The organism is Hyphomonas oceanitis SCH89 (genome assembly GCF_000685295.1).
Taxonomy (GTDB): Bacteria; Pseudomonadota; Alphaproteobacteria; order Caulobacterales; family Hyphomonadaceae; genus Hyphomonas; species Hyphomonas oceanitis.
Genome location: NZ_ARYL01000010.1, coordinates 71,495 through 91,356 on the forward strand (window position 1 = coordinate 71,495; position 19,862 = coordinate 91,356).

Genomic DNA, 19,862 nt, shown 5'->3' on the forward strand with positions numbered 1-19,862 from the left:
AAGAATATGTGATCGATGGGAGCTTACTTCTTCCGTCCGCCCAGCACGGCCACCAGCTCTTCCACCTTTTCCCGCCGCGCCTCCATGTCGTCGCCCTTCAGGGCGTGGTCCACGCAGGTTGCGATGTGATCATCCAGGATAACGCCCTCCAGCGCGGCCAGCGCCGCCTTGATAGCCTGCACCTGCCGCACGACATCGATACAATAGCGATCTTCGGTGACCATTTTTGCCACGCCGCGCACCTGTCCCTCGATGCGGGCCAGGCGTTTGGCGGCGGCGTCTCTCGTTTCCGGTTTCATGCCGATGTGTCCTTCGTCTGCGAGCCTGCAGTATCGTCTTCGTCACCGGACTTTGAAAGATGGAAATGTTCGAAAGCGAAAATGCCCGCGCCGATCATCACGCCGGTGCCCATGGCAACTGCGCCCGGCAGTGTCAGGCTGTTCTTTTCGTATGAAGCGCCCATCAGAGTTTCAATGCGCGTAGGCGCAGCGCGTTCCCGATCACCGATACGGACGAGAGGCTCATCGCTGCCGCCGCAATCATCGGGCTCAGCAACAGGCCGAAGAAAGGATAGAGCACGCCCGCCGCCAGTGGCACGCCAAGCGTGTTGTAGATGAAGGCGAAGAACAGGTTCTGACGGATGTTGCGCATTGTTGCGTGGCTGAGATTGATTGCCTTGGCGATGCCGGCCATATCGCCCTTCACGAGCGTGACGCTGGCGCTTTCCATGGCGACATCCGTGCCGGTGCCCATCGCAATGCCGACATTGGCCTGCGCCAGCGCCGGGGCATCATTGATGCCATCGCCCGCCATGGCGACGACCGCGCCATACTCCTGCAGCTCACGGACGATGCGGTTCTTGTCTTCCGGCGACACATTTGCGCGGACATCATCAATGCCGACCTGCAGGGCGACGGCCTTGGCCGTTGCTTCGCTGTCGCCGGTCAGCATGACGACTTTCAGGCCCTGCTTGTGCAGTTGCGCGATGGCGTCTTTCGTTGTCGCCTTGATCGGGTCGGCCACGCCGATCAGGCCCGCCGCCTTGCCGTTTACGGCGACGAACATGACGGTCTGGCCTTCCTGCCTGTAAGTCTCGGCCGCCTCGGCGCGCGCTTCATCAAAGCCGCCGACGCGGCGCATCATCTTGGCATTGCCGATGGCGACGGACTTGCCGCCGACGTCGCCTTGCGCGCCTTCGCCGGTTACGGATTCAAAATCACTTGCCTGCGGAATTGCGATCCCGCGATCTTTTGTGCCCTGAACAATCGCTGCCGCCAGCGGGTGTTCGCTCGCACCCTCGACTGCGGCGACCAGCGCCAGCAGGCCAGCTTCATCCCAGCCCTCCGCCGGCTCCACCGTCACCAGTTTTGGCTTGCCTTCGGTCAGCGTGCCCGTCTTGTCGACCACCACAGTGCCGACCTTTTCCAGTGTCTCCAGCGCTTCGGCATTGCGGATCAGGATGCCGTTCTGTGCGCCCTTGCCGGTGCCCACCATGATCGACATGGGCGTGGCGAGGCCGAGCGCACAGGGGCAGGCAATGATCAGAACCGCAACGGCATTCACCAGCGCAAAGGCCAGCGCCGGGTCCGGTCCGAACACAGCCCACACAATGAAGGTCAGCGCGGCAGTGGCGACCACGGCCGGCACGAACCAGGCCGCCACGGCGTCAGCCAACCGCTGGATCGGCGCGCGCGAGCGCTGCGCTTCCGACACCATGCGCACGATCTGCGCCAGAACGGTGTCGTTGCCGACGCGCGTGGCTGTCATCACAATCGTGCCTGTTGTGTTGACCGTCCCGCCTGTCACGCTGTCGCCAGCTGCCTTGGCCACTGGCAGCGGCTCGCCCGTCACCATGGACTCGTCGATGCTGGACTTACCTTCGACGACGTCTCCGTCCACCGGCACTTTCTCGCCGGGGCGGATGCGCAGCCGGTCGCCGGATTTTACATCCTCAAGATCAACGTCCTCCTCGCTGCCATCTTCGCGGATGATGCGCGCTGTTGGCGGCGTCAGCTGCAGCAGCGCCCTTATCGCGCCGGAGGTTGCACTGCGCGCCTTCAGTTCCAGAACCTGTCCCAGCAAGACCAGCGCGGTGATTACCGCCGCCGCCTCGTAATAGACATGCACCTGGCCATCGTGCCCACGGAAACTGTCCGGAAAAATGCCCGGCGCCACGGTCGCGACGAGGCTGAACAGGAAAGCTGTGCCGGTGCCCAGCGCAATCAGCGTGAACATATTCGGGTTCATGGTTTTGACAGACCGCCAGCCGCGCACGAAGAAAGGCGCTGCGCCCCACAGCACGACAGGCGCCGCCAGCGCCAGCTGGATCCACGGGGCCCAGCCCGCCGGAATGAGTCCGTGCAGCGGTTGTCCGGGGATCATGTCGCTCATTGCGTAGACGAACAGGGGCAGGGCAAAGGCCGTGCTGATCCAGAACCGGCGCGTCATGTCGTCGAGTTCGCTCGTATCTTCCTCGAGCGCCGCGGTTTCCGGTTCCAGCGCCATGCCGCAGATCGGACAGCCCGTGTTGGACGTCTCGCGCACTTGCGGATGCATAGGACAGATCCATACCGTGCCGGAATAATTGTCCGGCACATGGTCATAGGCGCTGTCGTTCTTGTCTGGCTTGCTGCTGCCATGGCAGCACGCATGCGCAGCCTCGGCTTTGGCCGGCGCGCCGTGATCGTGATGGCTGTGATCGTGGGAAGACGTGTCTGTCGTCATGGGTGCGCACTCCGATACCGGTGTTCACACGCCTATATGATACCCCTAAGGGGTATATGCAAGCCTGTCCTCAGCGTGACAGGAACACCAGCTTGATTTCATAACCCTTTGGCGAGGCATTGCGTTCCAGCGTGCCGCCCAGTTGGGAGGCCGCCGCATCGACGAGCCGCTGGCCGAGCCCCTCTACGGCAGAATTGTGCCGTGGGCCGGCGGCATTGCCAGCGCCATTGTCCATTGCTCTCAGCGTGACGTGGCCATCCTTTTCGCGCTGCAGCGAAATCTCGATGTCTCCCGGGCGTCCGTCAGCAAAGCCATGCTTGATCGAATTGGCGACGAATTCGCTGACAATCATGCCCAGCGAAGAGGCATCGGACGAGTTGAGGTCCAGCGTAGCAATGTCGCCGCGTATTTTCACATTCTCCGGCGCAGAGCCCTGCAGCAGGTCCAGCACGCGCGGCAGGAACACACCGATCTGCACGGTCTGTAGGTCGCTGGCTTCATGCAGCTGCTCATGCAGCAGCGATATGGCGTTCACCTTGCGCTCCACCGCGTCAAAGGCCTCGAAGCTCTCTTCGCTCGCGCGGGCCCTATAGAGGTGGATGAGCGAGGCAACCGACTGCAGCGAGTTCTTCACCCGGTGGTCCATTTCCCGGCGGAGGATCATCTGGTCGCGCAGGGCAACGCGCAGGTCCAGTTCGCGCATCACCTGGCGGGCCAGCGTGCGTAGTGCGCCCTTCTGAAAATCATTCAGCTCATGCGGCGCATCGTGCAGCACGCAGAGTGTGCCAATGGGCAGGCCCTCGGGCGACTTCAGCAGCGCGCCCGCATAGAAGCGCAGGCCACCATCCGCCATGCAAAGCGGATTGTCCTGCGTGCGCGGGTCGGCATGCGTATCGGTAATCTCCACGAAATCATCGCTGAGGATGACGTGCGAGCAGATGGAGGTCTCCAGCGGCGTCTCGCGCACGCCAAGGCCGACTTCGGCCTTGAACCACTGGCGGTCCTCATCGATCAGGTTCACCACGGAAATGCTGGTGCCGCAAATGGTTGCCGCCAGCGCGACAATCTCATCGAACTCGGCCTCACGCGCCGTATCCAGAATCTCGTAGCGGTGCAGCGCTTCCAGACGTTCAGCCTGCCGGGGGTGGGGGGCAGCCCGCATGCTCGTTATTCCCTCAAACAGTCTGTCGACGCGCAATGGCCAACAAAAAACAGCCGCCAACCGGTAGGGCAGACCCACCGAACGGTCAACAGAGCAACACGGTTAACAAGTCCCGGACTTTTCAGTGGTTTTTTGCGCGATCCGCAGGCGCATAAGGCGATCTGGCGCCGTCAGTCGCAACCGGGCTGACGGCTATTCTGCCTCTGGTGTGGCAGGCGGAACATCGTCGGGCTCAGCCACCGGCACACCTTCCTTTTCCAGCGCGCGGAGAACATCGCTGGCCATCCATGTCTTCGTGCGCGGCATATGATGTTCGCGTTTCAGCTCCAGCCCGAAAGGCAGGGCCACTTTTTCCGGCGGCCCGGCGCGTACCACTTCATGCTCGGCAAACAGCGTGCGCGGCTTTGGCGTCGGCAGCATGGCCGCCAGCGTGAACCCGGCCACGATGATCGCGCCAGCCCAGACATTCGCCTTGAATACGGCCAGCGCGTCATTCTCTTGGCTGCGCTTCAGCCGCACGGCCTGCCACAGGCCATGGGCGAGGAAAGCCAGCGCCGTCACGGCGCCCGCCCGCACGGATCCATTGATCACCGCCGCCAGCGCGACAAGCGCTGCGGCGCCCATGTGGAAGCAGAAGCTCACCAGAACCGCCCGCTTGCCGAACAGGCGCGCCGTGGAGCGCACACCGATCAGCGCATCGTCTTCGCGGTCCTGCAGCGCATAAATTGTGTCATAGGCAATCGTCCACAGGACGAGGCCAGCGTAGAGAATGAAGACGGGCAGGGAGAGGCTTCCCGCGGTCGCTGCGCCAACAAGCACGCCCCAGTTGAAGGTCAGCCCCAGCCACGCCTGCGGCCACCAGGTTACCCGCTTCATGAACGGATACGCCGCCACCAGCGGAATGGCCGCCAGCGCCACAAGCTTCGCATCGCCCGGCAGGCAGGCCCACACGGCCAAGCCAATCGCCAGCTGCACGCCCATGAAGACAAACGCCTCGCGCAGCGTCACCGCGCCGGAGGGCAGCGGACGCAGCGCCGTGCGCGCCACCTGCGCGTCAAAGTCCCGGTCGGTAATGTCGTTCCATGTGCAGCCCGCCCCGCGCATGGCCACCGCCCCCAGCAGGAACAGCGGCACCCAGAACAGGTCCACGAGGTACAGCCCCGTGCGCATCCGCACGAAGGCGAGACCGATCAGGCAGGGCAGGTAGAGCAGCCAGATGCCGACAGGCCGGTCCAGCCGCGCCAGCATGGCATAGGGCTGCATCCAGCCGGGCAGCATCGCCAGCACGCCCGGCAGGGCGCTGTCAGCCGGAATGGCCCGCGTCTCGGGCTTGCCATGTGTGTCGGTCTCGGTCATCGGGCGGCTTATACAGCGAATTGGGCGGTTTCACAGCCTTGCGCACGTTTCGCGCGAAATCGCCTCAGGCCTCGGTCTCGAACGCATATTGCTCGGTGTCGACGCTCGCCTGTGCCATCGCGTTATAGCGCGGGCCTTTCACGGCTTCCGGCTGGAACACATTATCCAGCAAGGCCATCTGCGCCTCAGTCAGCACCAGTTCCGCTGCCTTGAAATTGTCCCGCAGATGTTTGCGATTGGTGGTGCCGGGGATCGGCACGCAGTCCGGCTCCTTCACCAGCGTCCAGGCAATCGCCAGCTGTGATGTCGTCACGCCCATATCGCCGGCCATCTCCTGCGCCTGTTTCAGCAAAGGCAGGTTCTCCGTCCAGTAGGGCTCGGTCCAGCGCGGGAAGATGCGGCGCATGTCAGCCTCGTGATAATCCTTCGGCGCCGGTGGATTGTCCGCCAAATAGCCGCGCCCCACAGGCGAGAAGGGCACGAAAGTCACGCCCAGTTCCTTGCACGCGTCCAGCACGGCGATCTCCGGGTTGCGTGTCAGCAGCGAGTATTCAGACTGCATCGCCGTCACCGGATGCACTGCATGCGCCCGGCGCAGCAGGCCCGCGCCCATTTCCGACAAGCCCACCATGCGGATCTTGCCCTCGGTCACGAGGTCCGCCATCGCGCCCATCGAGTCTTCAATCGGCACGTTCGGGTCTGGCCGGTGCATGTAGTAAAGGTCGATCGTCTCGCGCTGCAGCCGTTTCAGGCTCGCCTCGCAGGCCGCCTTGATGCTCTCCGGCCGCGCGTCCAGCTTCCGCTTGCCATCCTCGAACAGCATCACGCACTTGCTGGCCTGAACGAACTCGCCCTGCCGGTCCTTCAGCGCCTTGCCGATCAGCGTCTCGTTCTTGCCGAAGCCATAGATCGTCGCCGTGTCGAGGAAATCATAGCCCATATCGAGCGCCTCATTCAGCAGCGCCGCAGCCTCCGCCTCGTCCGATGGCGGCCCGTATCCATGATGCAGGTTCATGCACCCAAGCCCCACGGGATAAACGGTCTCAGGCCCCAGCTTGCGCGGTGTAATGCTCATGATGCGTGCTCTCTGCTGATTTGGTTTCAGGCCCAGCCTAACGGGCCAGTCAGTCTTAAGCCAGTCCCCACGCGCCCCCCTCTCCCTTCTGGGAGAGGGGCCGGGGGTGAGGGGTCACGGAACGTCCCACAAACCCCACCGCACCTGCAGCGACGCCATCACCCCTCATCCCCAACCCTTCTCCCAAGGGAGAAGGGGGCGCGCTGAAGGTATCCCCGGCTGAGAGCAAGCCTCCAAAGGGGCTCGTCCTGAGCGAAGCCTGTCCTCGCGAAGGCAGGGATCGAAACACGCGCCCCATGCGACGAAATGAAGAAGCCGGCGCACAGTCCCGCAGGGTGCATTAAGGCCACCGGCCGCAATGCACCGCCTTTGCGGCGGATGCAGAATGGTGCATTGCGGTACTACGAAAATGGTACCTTGAGGCGGACATGGAACAATCGGAAAAGAATATTCATTATAACAGAGTCGCCCTTGCCGACATTGCTCGCATCAACGCGGGGGTCATCGCGCGAGGTGACTATTCTCTGGCATATGGCAATATAGCTGAAGCACTGCAGAAGCACTTCGACATCGGGCTCTTGCAGTGGCGGCGGGGGGAATCGCCTGTGGCCGATATGGAGCGGGTTCTTGAGAAATCCGAAGAGATGCTTGCGGCAATCGCCGACTGGAATCTCGATGACGAGACACTGAACGGTTATGGATATACATGGAGTATAGTACGGTACATTGCGTTTCTGCTTGATCGCCAGGTTGGGTTACTGGATGATCGATTAGTCCATATCCGCGAACACATATCTCAGTATGCAGATGTAGAAATTGATTATCACATACTGGATGCGATTGAGGGACGGAAATGTCGCTATGGGCTGTCCGACGCTTTTGAGCGCCTTGCCACCAAGAAGCGTCAGATGCTAGCGGTGGAGACCTATCGTACCTATTGTGATCTGTTGGATGCGGACGGCGATGCGATGCGTACCGAAGATCTGGTACGGATTGCAGAGGCCAACTACGCCAGACGTGCCCGAGATGCGTTTTTTGACGGCGGTCCGACCTATATGGGCGGTGGTCCGGATAACCCTTACGTGGTCGACTTTATACTTGCAGCTGTTCTGAAGAAAATTGGTTGGGCCGGGGACACGGTCCATAAGTGGAAGTGGGGCAACAGCGCAAAGCAATAGTTTGTTGTCGATGTTCCCAGTCAGCGGAGCAATCGTAGGGTGGGTTGAGCATCGCGATACCGACCACTCATAGGCCACGTCTCTCCCCCACCTTATCCAACCCCAATCCCGTCCGGCCTATACTGGCGGTCATGACCAACACGTCCGCCTTCGTCAGTCACGGTATCGCCCAAGCGCAACGCGCTTTGAGCGCCGTCGCCACCATGACGAACGCCCACCTCAACCCCTCCACGCTGAAGCGAACCCTCGCCCAGCGCGCCCGGGCTGAACTCGCGCGGCTCGAAATCATCATCCGGCGCCTGCTCGTGCTCATGGCGCTGGGGCTCGTGCTGCCTCCGGTTACTATTCGGGCATCGTCCGGGCATCATTCGGATACCGAGCCCGTCGAAACCAAGGCCTCGGGCCACCTGCTGGGCCTGTCGCCCCGCATCTTGGGGCCAGGCATGGTCGGGGACGGGTTAGCGACCGCGACACGCGCCTGCGGGCCTGTTCCGGCCGCCCCAATCCTCGCCCGCCTCGCAGCTTTGCAGGAACTGCTCGCCGCCCCGGAAGCCCACGCCAGACGCCTCGCCCGCACGCTCGAACGCCAGCGCAAGGCCGGCGAGGCTGCCCCCATGGCGCTTCCCATGCACCGCACCCACCGCATGCCGCCAGAGCTTGGCGCCATCGCGACAGCCCTGCCGGAATTGCTGCGGCACGCGTTCAAGAGCTGGGAAACATCCGGCTAAATCCGACAGTCAATCAGACCCCTTTGCCGGACGCTGAAAGGCGTTTCCGGTCATACCCACATCCCTCAAAATCGTACACCCAACGCTCCCCCCGATGGCCCCTGCGCAGGCAGGGGCCCATGGACTGGCCGGGCCTCACAGCGCTTTGGGAAAACCCGGTCCATGGATACTTGCCTTCGCAGGTATCCCCGGGCGGTGAGTGGTGCTCTCAAAGGGGGCCACCCCACACGCCGCAGTCCCGGCGAAAGCCGGGACCTCAGGCAATCGCAGAAAGGCAAGAGACCCCGGCGTTCGCCGGGGATACGGATAAAGATACTCAGCTCACCGAAACAGTCTTCCGGTTCACGAACGCCTTGATGCCATCCGCCGCGAGTTCGCGGCCATAGCCCGATTGCTTGACGCCGCCAAAGGGCAGGCGCGGGTCTGAGGCGACCAGTGCGTTCACGAAAGTCGAGCCCGCCTGCAGGTCGCGGACGGCTTCCTCGATCTCGGCTTCGTCCTGCGTAAAGATCGCCGAGCCGAGCCCGAAATCGCTGTGATTGGCCTTCAGGATCGCTTCCGGAAGGCTATCGACACGCCAGAGATTGGCGGCCGGGCCAAACATTTCCTCGTCCGATCCCGGCGTGCCGCGCGGCGCTTCGGAGAGCACTTGCGGCGCAAACCACCAGCCCTTGTCATCTACATCGGCCGGTTTGCTAATCAGCTGCGCGCCACCTTTCAGTGTCGCGTCCACCTGGCTGACCAAGTCGTCGCGGATCGCCTTGGTTGCCAGCGGTCCGATATCCGTCGTGTCCAGCATCGGGTCACCCACCCGCAAGGCTTCGACCTGTTTCACAAAGTCCCGCGTGAAGGCGTCATAGATCTCTGCATGCACAAAGAAACGTTTCGCCGCGATGCAGGACTGGCCATTGTTCTTGTTGCGCGATTTCACCGCCGTCTCGACCGCCTTGGCAATATCCGCCGACGGCATGACGATGAAGGCATCAGAGCCGCCAAGCTCCAGCAGCGAGGGCTTTAGCTCCTCGCCCGCAATGCTGGCAACGCTGCGCCCGGCAGGGCCGGAACCGGTCAGCGTCACGGCTTTCACCCGCGAGTCGCGGATCACGCCCTCAATCGCTTTCGATCCGATCAGCAGCGTCTGGAAACAGCCCTCCGGAAAGCCCGCCTCGCGGAACACTTTCTCGATGTTCAGCGCCGAGCCCCAGACATTGGACGCATGCTTCAACAGGCCGACATTGCCCGCCATCAGCGTCGGCGCGGCAAAGCGGAAGACCTGCCAGAACGGGTAATTCCAGGGCATCACGGCCAGAACCGGGCCAATGGGCAGGTTACGAACATAGGACCGCTTCGCCTCGGTCTCGATCGTCTCGTCTTTCAGATAAGCCTCTGCATGATCCGCATAGTGGCGGCAGACGAGCGCGCATTTCTCGACCTCGGCGATTGCCTCGCGAAGGGGCTTGCCCATTTCCATTGTCATCGTTCGCGCAAAGGCATCCTTGCGGGCGTCGAGAATGTCGGCGGCCTTGTGCATCAAGCGCGAGCGTTCGGTCAAGCTGGACAGGCGCCAGGTCTGGAACCGGTCGTCGGCCCGCTCGATGGCGGCATCGACATTGGCGCTGCCATGCGGCGTAAAGGTCTGCAGCACATCTCCGGTTGCTGGGTTGATCGATGTGACAACAGGCTTACTCATGAGACAGTCCTTCGGCTTAACTTCAATTCTATATAGGCATATAGACCCCGGATGAGTTCCATGCCTCGCCTATTCGTGAACAGTGATCTTGTCGCAGGCACGCCCTTCGAGCTCGACGAGGAGCAGGCGAAATACCTGACCCGCGTCATGCGGCTGGGGGTCGGAGATGCCGCCCGCGTCTTCAACGGTCGCGACGGCGAATGGCGCGCGGAAATCAGCGCCGTCGCGGGCCGACGCGCCGAGATGACCCCAGCCGAGCAGCTGCGTCAGCAGCCGGCACAGGGCGGGGCGCCACTGACTCTCCTCTTTGCGCCGGTCAAGAAATCCGAGACCGACTTCATCGTCGAGAAAGCCACCGAGCTGGGCGCCGGCTTCATTCAGCCTGTGATTACCGAACGCACGCAATCCCGCACCGTGCGCCTCGACCGTTTCGAGAAGATCGCGCTGGAAGCCTCTGAGCAGACCGAGCGTCTGGACATTCCGCTCCTCGCGGATGCCCTTGGCCTCGACGCAGCGCTCGAGTCCCTGCCGGAAGGGACAGCGCTGATCTTCTGTGATGAAGCAGGCGATGAGGCAGATGCTCCCTGGGGTGGCCAGTCAGGCCGTGCCCAGCCGATGGCGCAGGTGCTGGAGGGCCTCAAAGGGCAGGCGGCGGCTATCCTGATTGGTCCCGAAGGGGGCTTCAGCCCTGCTGAGCGGGGATTCCTGCGTGCCCGCGAAGGCACCCATCCTGTCAGCCTCGGTCCGCGCATATTGCGCGCCGAAACCGCCGCTGTGGCCGCGATGACGCTATGGCAGGCCATGTGTGGAGATTGGGGGTAGGAACCCTTAGAAAGACCAACGCTTCAGCGGCGTCGGCACGCCGTCCACCCAGCGCCGTTTCCAGTCGAGCACGACGCCCACCCGGTGGTCGATCTTGCCGTCCCAGTGCGGCTTGAGGCCGACGGCGACCAGAAGGTCGAACAATTCCTGCGCAATCGCGATATGGGCTGCATCATGCTCGGAATGGGCCGCGCCATAGCTGAAATAGAGCCCGTGGCCCTCCACGGCGCTTTCGGTATCCTGCTGGTGGAAGAAAACGTAACCGCGTGCCACATGGCCGAGGGCCTCATAATCCTCGATTTCGGCACCGATCTCGGCAGCCCCGCAATTACCGCAGCAGGTGAAGTTGGCCCGCGCGACGACGCCATTGTCTTCCAGCGTATCCATGGCTAGTTCCAGCCGGTCATAATCGGTCAGCACCGGCCAGGAATCCTGCTCATCGACCAGCGTCTGCGCAGCCGCAATCAGGGCGTTGCGCACTTCGATCCGGCGGTCGCGCTCTGACATGGGCGTGTCGAAGTCTTCGGTGAGTTCGAAGAGAATTTCCTCGATCTCATCGGCTTCTTCATAGCCTCCGCGGACGTGGATTCTGGCCCACATCTTCAGGTCGTCGCGCTCGTCTGCCTTCAGCTTGGTCACTTCAGCCCCTTAGACTCTCTCTACAAAGGATAGAATAACCCGGTTGGCGTTGGGATGAAACATACCTATGTGCACTTCCATCGCCGATTTATGGGAGGCCGAGATGACCACACCGACCGCGGACATCGACGAGTCCTCCGCACGTATCGAATCCAAGACCGAATTGGTTGCCTATCTTGACGCAGGGTCAAAGCCCCGTGCGGACTGGCGCATCGGCACCGAGCACGAGAAATTCGGCTTCACCACGGCTGACCTGAGGCCGCTGCCTTATGAGGGCAAGGCCTCTATTTTGGCCATGCTGGAAGGCCTGCGCGACACGTTCGACTGGGAGCCTATCGTCGAAGGCGGTCACCTGATTGGCCTCAAAAAGGACGGCGCTAGCGTCTCGCTGGAGCCTGGCGGCCAGTTTGAGCTGTCAGGAGCGCCGCTGGAAACGATCCACCAGACCTGTAACGAGGTCGGCAGCCACTTGGCCGAAGTGCGCCAGATTGCGCAGCCGCTCGGCATCGCCTTCCTTGGCACGGGCGCGAGCCCACTGTGGAGCCTCGCCGAGACGCCCGTGATGCCGAAGGGCCGCTACCGCATCATGACGGAATACATGGACAAGGTTGGCCGCCTCGGCCGCCAGATGATGTTCCGCACCTGCACCGTGCAGACCAATCTCGATTTCGGCTCGGAAGCCGACATGGTGAAGAAATTTCGCGTCTCGCTGGCGCTTCAGCCACTCGGCACGGCATTGTTCGCCAACTCGCCCTTCCTTGACGGCCGCCCCAATGGCTTCCTCTCCTACCGGTCGCAGATATGGACCGACACCGATCCGGACAGAACGGGCATGCTGCCTTTCGTGTTCGATCAGGGATTCGGCTTTGAGCAATATGTCGACTATGCGCTGGATGTGCCGATGTATTTCGTGCGCCGTCAGGGCAAATATCTTGACGCGTCCGGCCTCAGCTTCCGCGACTTCATGGCGGGCAAGCTGCCCATCCTGCCGGGCGAATTGCCGGCCATGGGCGACTTCGAAGACCATCTTTCAACGATTTTCCCGGAAGTGCGCCTGAAGCGCTTCCTTGAAATGCGCGGTTCCGATGCCGGCCCGTGGAGCCGACTCTGCGCCTTCTCCGCCTTCTGGACAGGTCTGCTCTATTGCGACCAATGCCTCGATGCGGCCTGGGATCTCGTGAAAAACTGGACCGATGCCGAGCGCGAATCGATGCGTCAGGGCGTTCGCACGCTTGGCCTGCGCACGCCGATTCCCGGCGGTGGCTCGATGCAGGATCTCGCCAAACAGGTGCTGGAACTCTCCCGCCAGGGTCTGCGCAACCGGGCGAACCTCTCCACATCAGGTGATGACGAGACGGGCTACCTCACGGAACTTGATGAGATCGCCAAGACCGGCCTCACACCCGCTGATCGCCTTCTCGCCCGTTATCACGGTCCCTGGAACCGCGACGTGCGCCCTATTTTCACAGAAGAGGCCTATTAGGGGCACGACTTTCCCTCTCAGCTTCCCGAAAAAGCAGAAAATACCTTGAGCCATGCGCCAGAGCAGGCTCAATATGCGAAATTCAGGGAAGCTGACGGGAGAGCGCTGCGTGACAGACAATTCGATTGCCGACGGGCAGGATTACGACAAGACATTTCTGGGGCATCCGAGGGGGCTTTACGTCCTCTTCTTCACCGAGATGTGGGAGCGTTTCTCCTATTACGGTATGCGGGCCCTGCTGGTCCTCTACCTGACCAAGCATTTCCTGTTCGACCGTGAAGCGGCTTACGGCCTCTACGGCGCGTACACGACGCTCGTCTATATCACGCCGGTGATCGGCGGTTTCCTCGCGGACAGGTATCTCGGCGCCCGAAAGGCCGTCACCATCGGGGCGATCTTCCTCGTGCTTGGCCACCTCGGCATGGCGATCGAGGGCGATCCCGTCGCGGCCGGTGAGACGGCCGATCCAGGGGTGCTGAACATCTTTTATCTCAGCCTTGCGCTGATCATCGTGGGCGTCGGCTTTCTGAAGGCCAACATCTCCACGATTGTTGGCTCGCTTTATCCCAAGACGGATGCACGGCGCGATTCCGCCTTCACCATCTTCTATGTCGGTATCAACACAGGCGCCTTCCTCGGCGCATTGATCGCCGGCTATCTCGGCGAAGTCTATGGCTGGGCCTATGGATTTGGCGCGGCGGGCATCGGCATGTTGCTGGGTCTTGTCGTGTTCGTCTGGGGCAAGCCTGCCCTCAAAGGGGCAGGGGAGCCGAGCAATCCTGCGCTGCTGACCGACAAGATCATCGGTCCGCTCAGCCGCGAACACACGATCTGGGCTGGCGCGCTTGTGACCACGCTGATCGTCTGGTTCCTTGTGCGCAGCCAGGGCGCGGTCAACCTTCTGCTTCTCGCCTCCATGATCGTGACCTACCTGTTTATCGTCTGGCGCGCGGTGGCAAAGCTCAATCCGCACCAACGGAACCGGATCATCGTGGCGCTTGTGCTTATCTCGACGAACGTCCTGTTCTGGGGCCTGTTCGAGCAGGCGGGCTCGTCGCTGAACATCTTCACGGATGAGCATGTCGACCGGAACCTGTTGGGCTGGGAAGTGCCGGCTTCGATGTTCCAGTCGATCAACGCGCTTTACATCATGACGCTTGGTCCGGTTTTCGCCGGGCTCTGGATATGGCTCAGCAAGAAGGGCTGGGAGCCAAGTGCGCCGATGAAGTTCGCACTGGCGCTGATGCAACTCGGTCTCGGCTTCCTTGTGCTGGTCTTCGGTGCTGCCGGTGACGGCCTGACGCCGGTCATCTTCATCTTCCTGATCTACCTGCTGCACACGACGGGCGAACTCTGCATGAGCCCGGTCGGCCTGTCGGCCATGACGCGCCTTTCGGTGACCTCGATGGTCGGTCTGATGATGGGCGCGTGGTTCCTGGCATCAGGTGCCGGTAACGCTGTTGCAGCCCTGATTGCGCAGGCGACGGCCTCCGGCGGTGAAGGTGTCGGGCAGGTGCTCGACGTTTATTCAAAGGTCGGCTGGTTTGCTATCGGCGTCGGCGTGCTGTTCGCGGTCGCCTCGCCCTTCCTGACAAAGATGATGCATCTCGCGACGCTCGAGGCAGACGATCTTTCCGAAGACGTCGGCACGGTGGACACGGGTGGATCGAACACCGATCCGGGCGCACCGGACAAAACCCTCGGCTAACAGCCAGACAAAACAAAAGGGCGGCCCGCAAAGGCCGCCCTTTTTTAAGTTCGATGTGCCTATCGGTCCGGCGGGTTGAACGGGTCGGTCGGCAGGCCGCGCTTGATCCAGCCGTCGCCCGCGCCGAGGTGGCCAGCCATCCCTTCGGTCACGTTGAACACGTGGCCAAAGCCTTCAGCGGCCAGTCTCTGCGCCGCCGAGGTCGACCGCGTGCCAGACTTGCAGATTACGGCGACGGGCTGGTCGAGATCACCGAGTACGGCGCCGCGCGCCCGGGCCACAAAATCCGTATCCTGGAGGGTGGCACCCACGCTATCGCGCGGCATGCCGGTCATCGCCCATTCCGACGGCGTGCGCACGTCGATCAGGACGAGTTCGCCCTTTTGGGACATCTTGTAGGCTGTATCGGCCGCCAGGGTCTCAACATCTGCCATGGCCACACTGCCAAGGCTCATCGCCCCACAAGCCAATGCAAGGAATCGCAGTCTCATTGCCGTATCTCACCCTCTACGCCGCGGCCGGGATGCTTAACGAGCCCGGCGCCTAATGTGGCGATAAAGTGGCAAAACCCTCGCGGGGCCGCAAGAGTCAGTATGAATCCTAACGCGAATTTTATCCGGCGCCGCCCACAGTCAGGGCACCGACCTTGAGCGTTGGCTGGCCAACGCCCACAGGAACAGACTGTCCGGCCTTGCCGCAAACGCCAACGCCGTCATCCATGGCGAAGTCATTCCCGATCATTGAGACCTGCTGCAGAACTGTCGGCCCGTGGCCAATCAATGTCGCATTCTTGACCGGGGCGACGACCTTGCCGTTCTCGACGAGATAGGCCTCGGTGCACTGGAACACGAAATTGCCGGATGTGATGTCGACCTGACCGCCGCCGAAGTCCACGGCCCAGAGGCCGCGCTTGATGGAAGAGACGATCTCGGCCGGATCCTTGTCGCCGCCGAGCATGACCGTGTTGGTCATGCGCGGCATGGTCTGCGCTTCATAGCTTTCGCGGCGGCCATTGCCGGTCGGCGCGACGCCCATGAGGCGAGCGTTCAGGCGGTCCTGCATATAACCTTTAAGGATGCCGTCCTCGATCAGTACGGTGCGCTGCGTAGGCGTGCCTTCATCGTCGAACGAGAGCGAGCCGCGGCGCGCCTCAATCGAGCCGTCGTCGATCACGGTGACGCCCTTGGCGGCCACCTGTTCGCCAATCCGGCCAGCATAGACACTGGTGCCCTTGCGGTTGAAGTCGCCTTCGAGGCCGTGGCCGACCGCTTCGTGCAGCAGTACGGCGGGCCAGCCTGGGCCAAGCACGACTTCCATGACACCCGCAGGCGTAGGGATGGACTGCAGGTTCACTGAGGCCTTGCCAAGTGCGCGGCGGACAAGGTCCTGCCAGCGACCGGGCTGGATCCACTCGTCATAAGCCGCGCGGCCTCCTGCGCCTGCGCTGGCCGATTCACGGCGGCCATTCTCTTCGAGAGTTACCGAGACGTTGAGGCGCACGAGCGGGCGCACGTCGGAGAAGACTGCGCCGTCGGGACGAATGATGTCCACTTCCCGGTGGCTGCCGGCGAGCGAGACGGAGACCTGCACCACACGCGGGTCCAGCGCCCTTGTCCAGGCGTCGATTTCCGCGAGCAGTCCGGTCTTGGCAGAGAAGTCAGGCGCAGAGGTCGGATCGATAGGCGCATAGAGGCGGCGATTTGTTGGCTGGGGGCCATCGGCGAGGCGGCCAGAGTAGCCGCGCTTGGCCTGAGAGGCCGTGAGCGCGCCGCGCTTGATGGCGTCGAGCGAGAGTTCAGAGCCGTAGCCGCTGCCTTGCGCTTCGCCTGCCACGACCCGCAGGCCGAAGCCCTGGTCGGTGTCGAAGGCGGCGGATTTCAGTCGGCCATCGTCGAACATGAAACTTTCAGAGCGCGAGCGCTCGATGAAGAGGTCACCGTCATCGCCGCCGGAGACAGCGTCAGACAGGATATCCGCAGCGCGGGCGATATCGAAGGGTAAATCAGTCTGGGTCATGCATCCTAGATGCGTGTGATTGTCCGCTGCAGCAAGTGCAAAGCCTGCTCAAGCCGTCTGCGGCGCAGTATCAGCTTCTGAGTTTGCTGAAGCAGGCTTCTCTTTCGCCGCTGTTTCCGCGTCCTTCGTCACCTTGCGTTTGGCGAGGGGGACGTCGCGCCGGAAGATGAATTTCAGGATGCGGCGGTCGGAACGTGAAAGATCGTCCCGGTCGGCGAGGAATTTCCCGAAGCTCGACATGCCGGGCACATTGTCGGACACCACTTTCATGGTCAGCAACATGGGCGTCGACAGCAGCATGCCCATGAATGACCAGAGCCAGGCCCAGAGCGCGAAAGACACGAAGACGACAACAGCATTGAGCCTAAGGCGGCGGCCCACCATTACAGGGGTCACGAACTGGCCCTCGAAAGAGGTCAGCCCCCAATAGATGAAGGCTGGCAGGAGCGCCGCTGAAGCCGAATCGAAAGTGACGAGAGCGACGATGAACGAGATGCCGACACCGGCCATCGCGCCGATATAAGGGATATAGTTCAGCAGGAATCCAGCGAGTCCGAACAGGAGCGGATCAGGCATGCCAAGCGCCCACATGGCAAGGCCGATGGCGACGCCGAGCCCCATATTGATCAGCGTGATCGTGAGCAGGTAGACCGATAGCTGGTTCTCGATCGCTCGGGCGACGGCGAGCGCACGCCGTTTATCCTTGAGGGTCGGCATGACCTGGACCAGCTTCTCATAGAACAGGTCACCGGAGGCGATCAGGAAGAAAGCGAGCGTCAGGCAAATGATCATCTGGCCTGCAACGACGGGCATCTTGTCAGTGAATCCGGCCATGAAGCCAGGCTCACGGATGGTCACCGTATCCTTGGCGGGCTCCTTGGAGGCGATGTGCTCGATCTGCTCGGTGGCATCCATCACCGGCTGCACCGTTCCGGTCAGTTCCTTCAGCTTATCGCTGGCATCCTCGATCATTTGCGGTGCATCGGCGAGCCTGTGACTCGCGGCGCCGGAGACAAAATAGCCGAGCGTGCCAACAAATCCGAGGAGAGCGAGGAGGATGAGTGCTGCCGATACGCCGGAAGGGATCCCGATTCTGCCCAATGCACGTCGGACGGGGCTGAAGATCAGCGCCAGCATCATCGCGGTCACGATTGGTACAATAAGGCCCTGAGCCACGGTCAGTGTGCTCAGGGCCATGATCCAGAAAATACCAACGAGCGCCCAGCTATGAGTAGCGGGCGCTCGCTTCGTTTCATCCGTCGAGGCGGACGATTGTGAGGTCATCCCCTACGCAGGCCGCCGAAGATCAGCGAGACTACGAACAGGACAATGAAGATCAGTGCGAGCAGTTTCGCTATGCCAGCCGCAGTGCCGGCAATGCCGCCAAAACCAAGAACGGCCGCGACAAGCGCGACGACGAGAAAGATGATAGCCCAGCGCAACATGGTGTTTCCTTTTCCATTATGAATTCTGAAAAAGGGAACGGCAGTTTGATGAATTGGTTCCACGCAAAGGTTTAGAGAGCGCGATAAGATCGCCCATGCGCCGTCAGGCCTTCAGTTTGTCGAAATCTCGAAACGGGACATTTGCTTACGGGCAAGGTCCGATTCGGGATTCAGCTCATCAGCCATCTTGAAGTCGAAATAGGCGCCCTGAATGTCACCTGTATTCTCCTTGGCGATCGCCCGATTGTAGAACGCCGCGTAGAGATCGTGTGAATTCAGTTCAATCGCCTTGTCGAGCGAGACAAGGGCTGAAGTGTAATCCTTGCGCAGGATGTGGGCGGCACCTTCATTGAGGTAGGTCGCGCCTTCTTCAGGACGCATCTGCTTGGCAATGTCATAATCGGAAAGCGCCGCATCGAGCCGGCCTGAGCGCATGCGAAGGACACCGCGATTCGTATAGGTTGCGGCCTTGTTGGTGATGTTCATCAGCTCGGCTTCGAGGGCCTTGGTGCAGATGTCTTCACCTTCGCGCGCCGACACACGCTGGTATTTGGCGGCTTCGTAACAGTCTTTGGATACGCCGCTGCCCAGAATGGCGACCTGGGCTGAAGCGAAAGGCGCTGACAGCGCGAATGCAAGTGAAGCGAGTACATATAGTTTAACCATTGACGTCTCCCTATTCGTATTTTTCCTTACATTACCACGATTTCCCATATGCGACGAGCGCCTGCGACAATATTGAGCGCGAAAACTGCTGGGTTGCAGGGGCGGTCTGATATAGATACAGCGGAGCAATTCCAACGAGACGAGGATTCCTTCGTGCGACACTTTTTTGCCGCCCTGTGCGCTTCAATACTGGCTGCACCGGCGTTTGCTGCCATTCCCCACGACGGTGCGCTCGGCTTCCAGCCAGCTGCAACCCGCATTGCAGAACGCATTCACTTCTTCCACAACGACTATGTCCTGTGGATCATCACGGCGATCACGATCTTCGTGTCCGTCCTGCTGGTCTGGGTCATGGTGCGTTACAATCGCAAGTCCAACCCGGTCTCGCGCAAGTTCAGTCACAACTCGCTGATCGAAGTGATCTGGACCATCGTTCCAGCGCTCATCCTTGTCGCGATTGCCGGCCTGTCCTTCCCGAACCTCTACTATCAGGACGTCGTGCCGAACCTCGACAAGATCAAGACCGAATCGGCAGAGCTTCTCGCTGACGGCAAGTCGGCCGAATATGAGCGTTACACGAAGAACTATTTCCCTGATGCGGCCGAGAAGGGCTTCATCAACGTCAAGGCTCAGGGCAACCAGTGGAACTGGACCTACTCCTATCCTGACATTGTTGACGCCGATGGCGTTGCGCTGGAATTCGTTTCAAACGCTGTCCACAAGGGCACACCGGAAGACAAGCAGAAATACCAAGATTCCACGGGCCGCACGAACTATGATTCGCTGCCGCGTAACCTGGCCGTCGACTATCCGATGGTCATTCCGGCTGGTCGCTACATCCGCTACTACACCGCTGCTGCTGACGTGATCCACTCGTGGACCGTGCCGGCCTTTGGCGTGAAAACGGACGCTGTTCCCGGCCGCCTCAACGAGGGCTGGTTCCTGGTCGATGAGCCGGGCGTTTACTACGGCCAGTGTTCCGAACTGTGCGGTATCGACCATGCCTACATGCCGATCGAGGTGCGCGTTGTTCCGCAGGCCCAGTTCGACCAGTGGGCTCAGCTGATGCTCGCAGGCGACTATGAAGGCGCCTATTCAGCGGTCCAGACCATCGCCGCCATTGAGCCGAGCACCAAGCTCGCTGCCAACCACTAAGCTTTGAGAGAAGAG

19 protein-coding genes are annotated in these 19,862 nt (G+C 61.6%); 6 read left to right on the forward strand and 13 right to left on the reverse strand.

Features of this window, described 5'->3' with window-relative positions; genetic code table 11:
- Nucleotides 1-23: 23 nt before the first annotated feature.
- From HOC_RS08210 to HOC_RS08230, 6 genes are all read right to left on the reverse strand, one after another.
- On the reverse strand, nucleotides 24-299 hold the full coding sequence (locus HOC_RS08210; RefSeq protein WP_035537401.1) for a metal-sensitive transcriptional regulator: 276 nt from the start codon (nucleotides 297-299) through the stop codon (nucleotides 24-26).
- Nucleotides 296-463, reverse strand: a complete 168-nt coding sequence (locus HOC_RS22120) for a hypothetical protein (protein WP_156950421.1) — start codon at nucleotides 461-463, stop codon at nucleotides 296-298. The genes HOC_RS08210 and HOC_RS22120 overlap by 4 nt, the downstream gene beginning before the upstream one ends.
- Nucleotides 463-2,724 (reverse strand): copper-transporting P-type ATPase, encoded by a 2,262-nt coding sequence (locus tag HOC_RS08215; RefSeq protein WP_035537403.1) that lies wholly within the window; start codon nucleotides 2,722-2,724, stop codon nucleotides 463-465. Before HOC_RS08215 ends, HOC_RS22120 begins: the two co-directional genes overlap by 1 nt.
- Before the next feature lie 70 nt (nucleotides 2,725-2,794).
- Nucleotides 2,795-3,886, reverse strand: a complete 1,092-nt coding sequence (locus tag HOC_RS08220; protein WP_035537405.1) for a sensor histidine kinase — start codon at nucleotides 3,884-3,886, stop codon at nucleotides 2,795-2,797.
- 192 nt (nucleotides 3,887-4,078) lie between these two features.
- The gene (ubiA, locus tag HOC_RS08225; protein WP_051624652.1) at nucleotides 4,079-5,242 is read right to left on the reverse strand and encodes a 4-hydroxybenzoate octaprenyltransferase; all 1,164 of its coding nucleotides are present in this window, start codon (nucleotides 5,240-5,242) and stop codon (nucleotides 4,079-4,081) included.
- Between the two features lie 64 nt (nucleotides 5,243-5,306).
- Nucleotides 5,307-6,317, reverse strand: coding sequence for an aldo/keto reductase (locus HOC_RS08230; RefSeq protein WP_035537407.1), 1,011 nt, complete (start codon nucleotides 6,315-6,317; stop codon nucleotides 5,307-5,309).
- 428 nt (nucleotides 6,318-6,745) lie between these two features.
- Between HOC_RS08230 and HOC_RS08235 the strand changes: the two genes are divergently transcribed.
- On the forward strand, nucleotides 6,746-7,495 hold the full coding sequence (locus tag HOC_RS08235; RefSeq protein WP_035537410.1) for a hypothetical protein: 750 nt from the start codon (nucleotides 6,746-6,748) through the stop codon (nucleotides 7,493-7,495).
- Between the two features lie 131 nt (nucleotides 7,496-7,626).
- A complete protein-coding gene (locus HOC_RS08240; protein ID WP_035537412.1) occupies nucleotides 7,627-8,223 on the forward strand; it encodes a hypothetical protein in 597 nt (198 codons plus the stop codon).
- A 316-nt stretch (nucleotides 8,224-8,539) separates the two neighbouring features.
- On the opposite strand, the gene HOC_RS08245 is transcribed toward HOC_RS08240, so the two are convergent.
- A complete protein-coding gene (locus tag HOC_RS08245; RefSeq protein WP_035537414.1) occupies nucleotides 8,540-9,913 on the reverse strand; it encodes an NAD-dependent succinate-semialdehyde dehydrogenase in 1,374 nt (457 codons plus the stop codon).
- 60 nt (nucleotides 9,914-9,973) lie between these two features.
- Here HOC_RS08245 and HOC_RS08250 point away from each other — a divergent pair, with 60 nt between their 5' ends.
- A complete protein-coding gene (locus tag HOC_RS08250) occupies nucleotides 9,974-10,735 on the forward strand; it encodes a 16S rRNA (uracil(1498)-N(3))-methyltransferase (protein WP_241766948.1) in 762 nt (253 codons plus the stop codon).
- Between the two features lie 6 nt (nucleotides 10,736-10,741).
- Here HOC_RS08250 and HOC_RS21140 read toward each other — a convergent pair whose 3' ends face one another.
- Complete coding sequence (locus HOC_RS21140; RefSeq protein WP_051624653.1) at nucleotides 10,742-11,374, reverse strand: DUF6891 domain-containing protein; 633 nt, start codon at nucleotides 11,372-11,374, stop codon at nucleotides 10,742-10,744.
- Between the two features lie 103 nt (nucleotides 11,375-11,477).
- On the opposite strand from HOC_RS21140, the gene HOC_RS08260 reads away from it, so the two are divergent.
- Both HOC_RS08260 and HOC_RS08265 read left to right on the forward strand, forming a co-directional pair.
- Entirely contained in the window at nucleotides 11,478-12,857 is a 1,380-nt protein-coding gene (locus HOC_RS08260; RefSeq protein ID WP_035537514.1) for a glutamate--cysteine ligase, read from the forward strand.
- 109 nt (nucleotides 12,858-12,966) lie between these two features.
- Nucleotides 12,967-14,565, forward strand: a complete 1,599-nt coding sequence (locus HOC_RS08265; protein ID WP_206741551.1) for a peptide MFS transporter — start codon at nucleotides 12,967-12,969, stop codon at nucleotides 14,563-14,565.
- 59 nt (nucleotides 14,566-14,624) lie between these two features.
- On the opposite strand, the gene HOC_RS08270 is transcribed toward HOC_RS08265, so the two are convergent.
- The 5 genes from HOC_RS08270 to HOC_RS08290 form a co-directional block, all read right to left on the reverse strand.
- Entirely contained in the window at nucleotides 14,625-15,056 is a 432-nt protein-coding gene (locus HOC_RS08270; RefSeq protein ID WP_084146215.1) for a rhodanese-like domain-containing protein, read from the reverse strand.
- A 121-nt stretch (nucleotides 15,057-15,177) separates the two neighbouring features.
- Nucleotides 15,178-16,581 (reverse strand): metalloprotease TldD, encoded by a 1,404-nt coding sequence (gene tldD, locus HOC_RS08275; protein WP_035537418.1) that lies wholly within the window; start codon nucleotides 16,579-16,581, stop codon nucleotides 15,178-15,180.
- Nucleotides 16,582-16,629: 48 nt separating this feature from the next.
- Nucleotides 16,630-17,865: an AI-2E family transporter gene (locus HOC_RS08280; RefSeq protein WP_051624655.1), complete on the reverse strand. Its 1,236-nt coding sequence runs from the start codon at nucleotides 17,863-17,865 to the stop codon at nucleotides 16,630-16,632.
- On the reverse strand, nucleotides 17,862-18,026 hold the full coding sequence (locus tag HOC_RS21740) for a DUF1328 domain-containing protein (protein ID WP_034744699.1): 165 nt from the start codon (nucleotides 18,024-18,026) through the stop codon (nucleotides 17,862-17,864). The genes HOC_RS08280 and HOC_RS21740 overlap by 4 nt, the downstream gene beginning before the upstream one ends.
- Before the next feature lie 111 nt (nucleotides 18,027-18,137).
- Complete coding sequence (locus tag HOC_RS08290; RefSeq protein WP_035537420.1) at nucleotides 18,138-18,692, reverse strand: tetratricopeptide repeat protein; 555 nt, start codon at nucleotides 18,690-18,692, stop codon at nucleotides 18,138-18,140.
- A gap of 153 nt (nucleotides 18,693-18,845) precedes the next feature.
- Between HOC_RS08290 and coxB the strand changes: the two genes are divergently transcribed.
- Nucleotides 18,846-19,847, forward strand: a complete 1,002-nt coding sequence (gene coxB / locus HOC_RS08295; protein WP_035537422.1) for a cytochrome c oxidase subunit II — start codon at nucleotides 18,846-18,848, stop codon at nucleotides 19,845-19,847.
- The last annotated feature ends 15 nt before the right edge of the window (nucleotides 19,848-19,862 follow it).

Bases quoted from the DNA above. Each gene is read 5' to 3' on its own strand.
- HOC_RS21740 (WP_034744699.1), bottom strand. From the start codon at position 18,026: ATGTTGCGCTGGGCTATCATCTTTCTCGTCGTCGCGCTTGTCGCGGCC.
- HOC_RS08235 (WP_035537410.1), top strand. From the start codon at position 6,746: ATGGAACAATCGGAAAAGAATATTCATTATAACAGAGTCGCCCTTGCC.
- HOC_RS08290 (WP_035537420.1), bottom strand. From the start codon at position 18,692: ATGGTTAAACTATATGTACTCGCTTCACTTGCATTCGCGCTGTCAGCG.
- tldD (WP_035537418.1), bottom strand. From the start codon at position 16,581: ATGACCCAGACTGATTTACCCTTCGATATCGCCCGCGCTGCGGATATC.
- ubiA (WP_051624652.1), bottom strand. From the start codon at position 5,242: ATGACCGAGACCGACACACATGGCAAGCCCGAGACGCGGGCCATTCCG.
- HOC_RS08230 (WP_035537407.1), bottom strand. From the start codon at position 6,317: ATGAGCATTACACCGCGCAAGCTGGGGCCTGAGACCGTTTATCCCGTG.
- HOC_RS08210 (WP_035537401.1), bottom strand. From the start codon at position 299: ATGAAACCGGAAACGAGAGACGCCGCCGCCAAACGCCTGGCCCGCATC.
- HOC_RS08270 (WP_084146215.1), bottom strand. From the start codon at position 15,056: ATGAGACTGCGATTCCTTGCATTGGCTTGTGGGGCGATGAGCCTTGGC.
- HOC_RS08260 (WP_035537514.1), top strand. From the start codon at position 11,478: ATGACCACACCGACCGCGGACATCGACGAGTCCTCCGCACGTATCGAA.
- HOC_RS08215 (WP_035537403.1), bottom strand. From the start codon at position 2,724: ATGACGACAGACACGTCTTCCCACGATCACAGCCATCACGATCACGGC.
- HOC_RS08220 (WP_035537405.1), bottom strand. From the start codon at position 3,886: ATGCGGGCTGCCCCCCACCCCCGGCAGGCTGAACGTCTGGAAGCGCTG.
- HOC_RS08240 (WP_035537412.1), top strand. From the start codon at position 7,627: ATGACCAACACGTCCGCCTTCGTCAGTCACGGTATCGCCCAAGCGCAA.
- HOC_RS08280 (WP_051624655.1), bottom strand. From the start codon at position 17,865: ATGACCTCACAATCGTCCGCCTCGACGGATGAAACGAAGCGAGCGCCC.
- HOC_RS08245 (WP_035537414.1), bottom strand. From the start codon at position 9,913: ATGAGTAAGCCTGTTGTCACATCGATCAACCCAGCAACCGGAGATGTG.
- HOC_RS08250 (WP_241766948.1), top strand. From the start codon at position 9,974: ATGCCTCGCCTATTCGTGAACAGTGATCTTGTCGCAGGCACGCCCTTC.
- HOC_RS22120 (WP_156950421.1), bottom strand. From the start codon at position 463: ATGGGCGCTTCATACGAAAAGAACAGCCTGACACTGCCGGGCGCAGTT.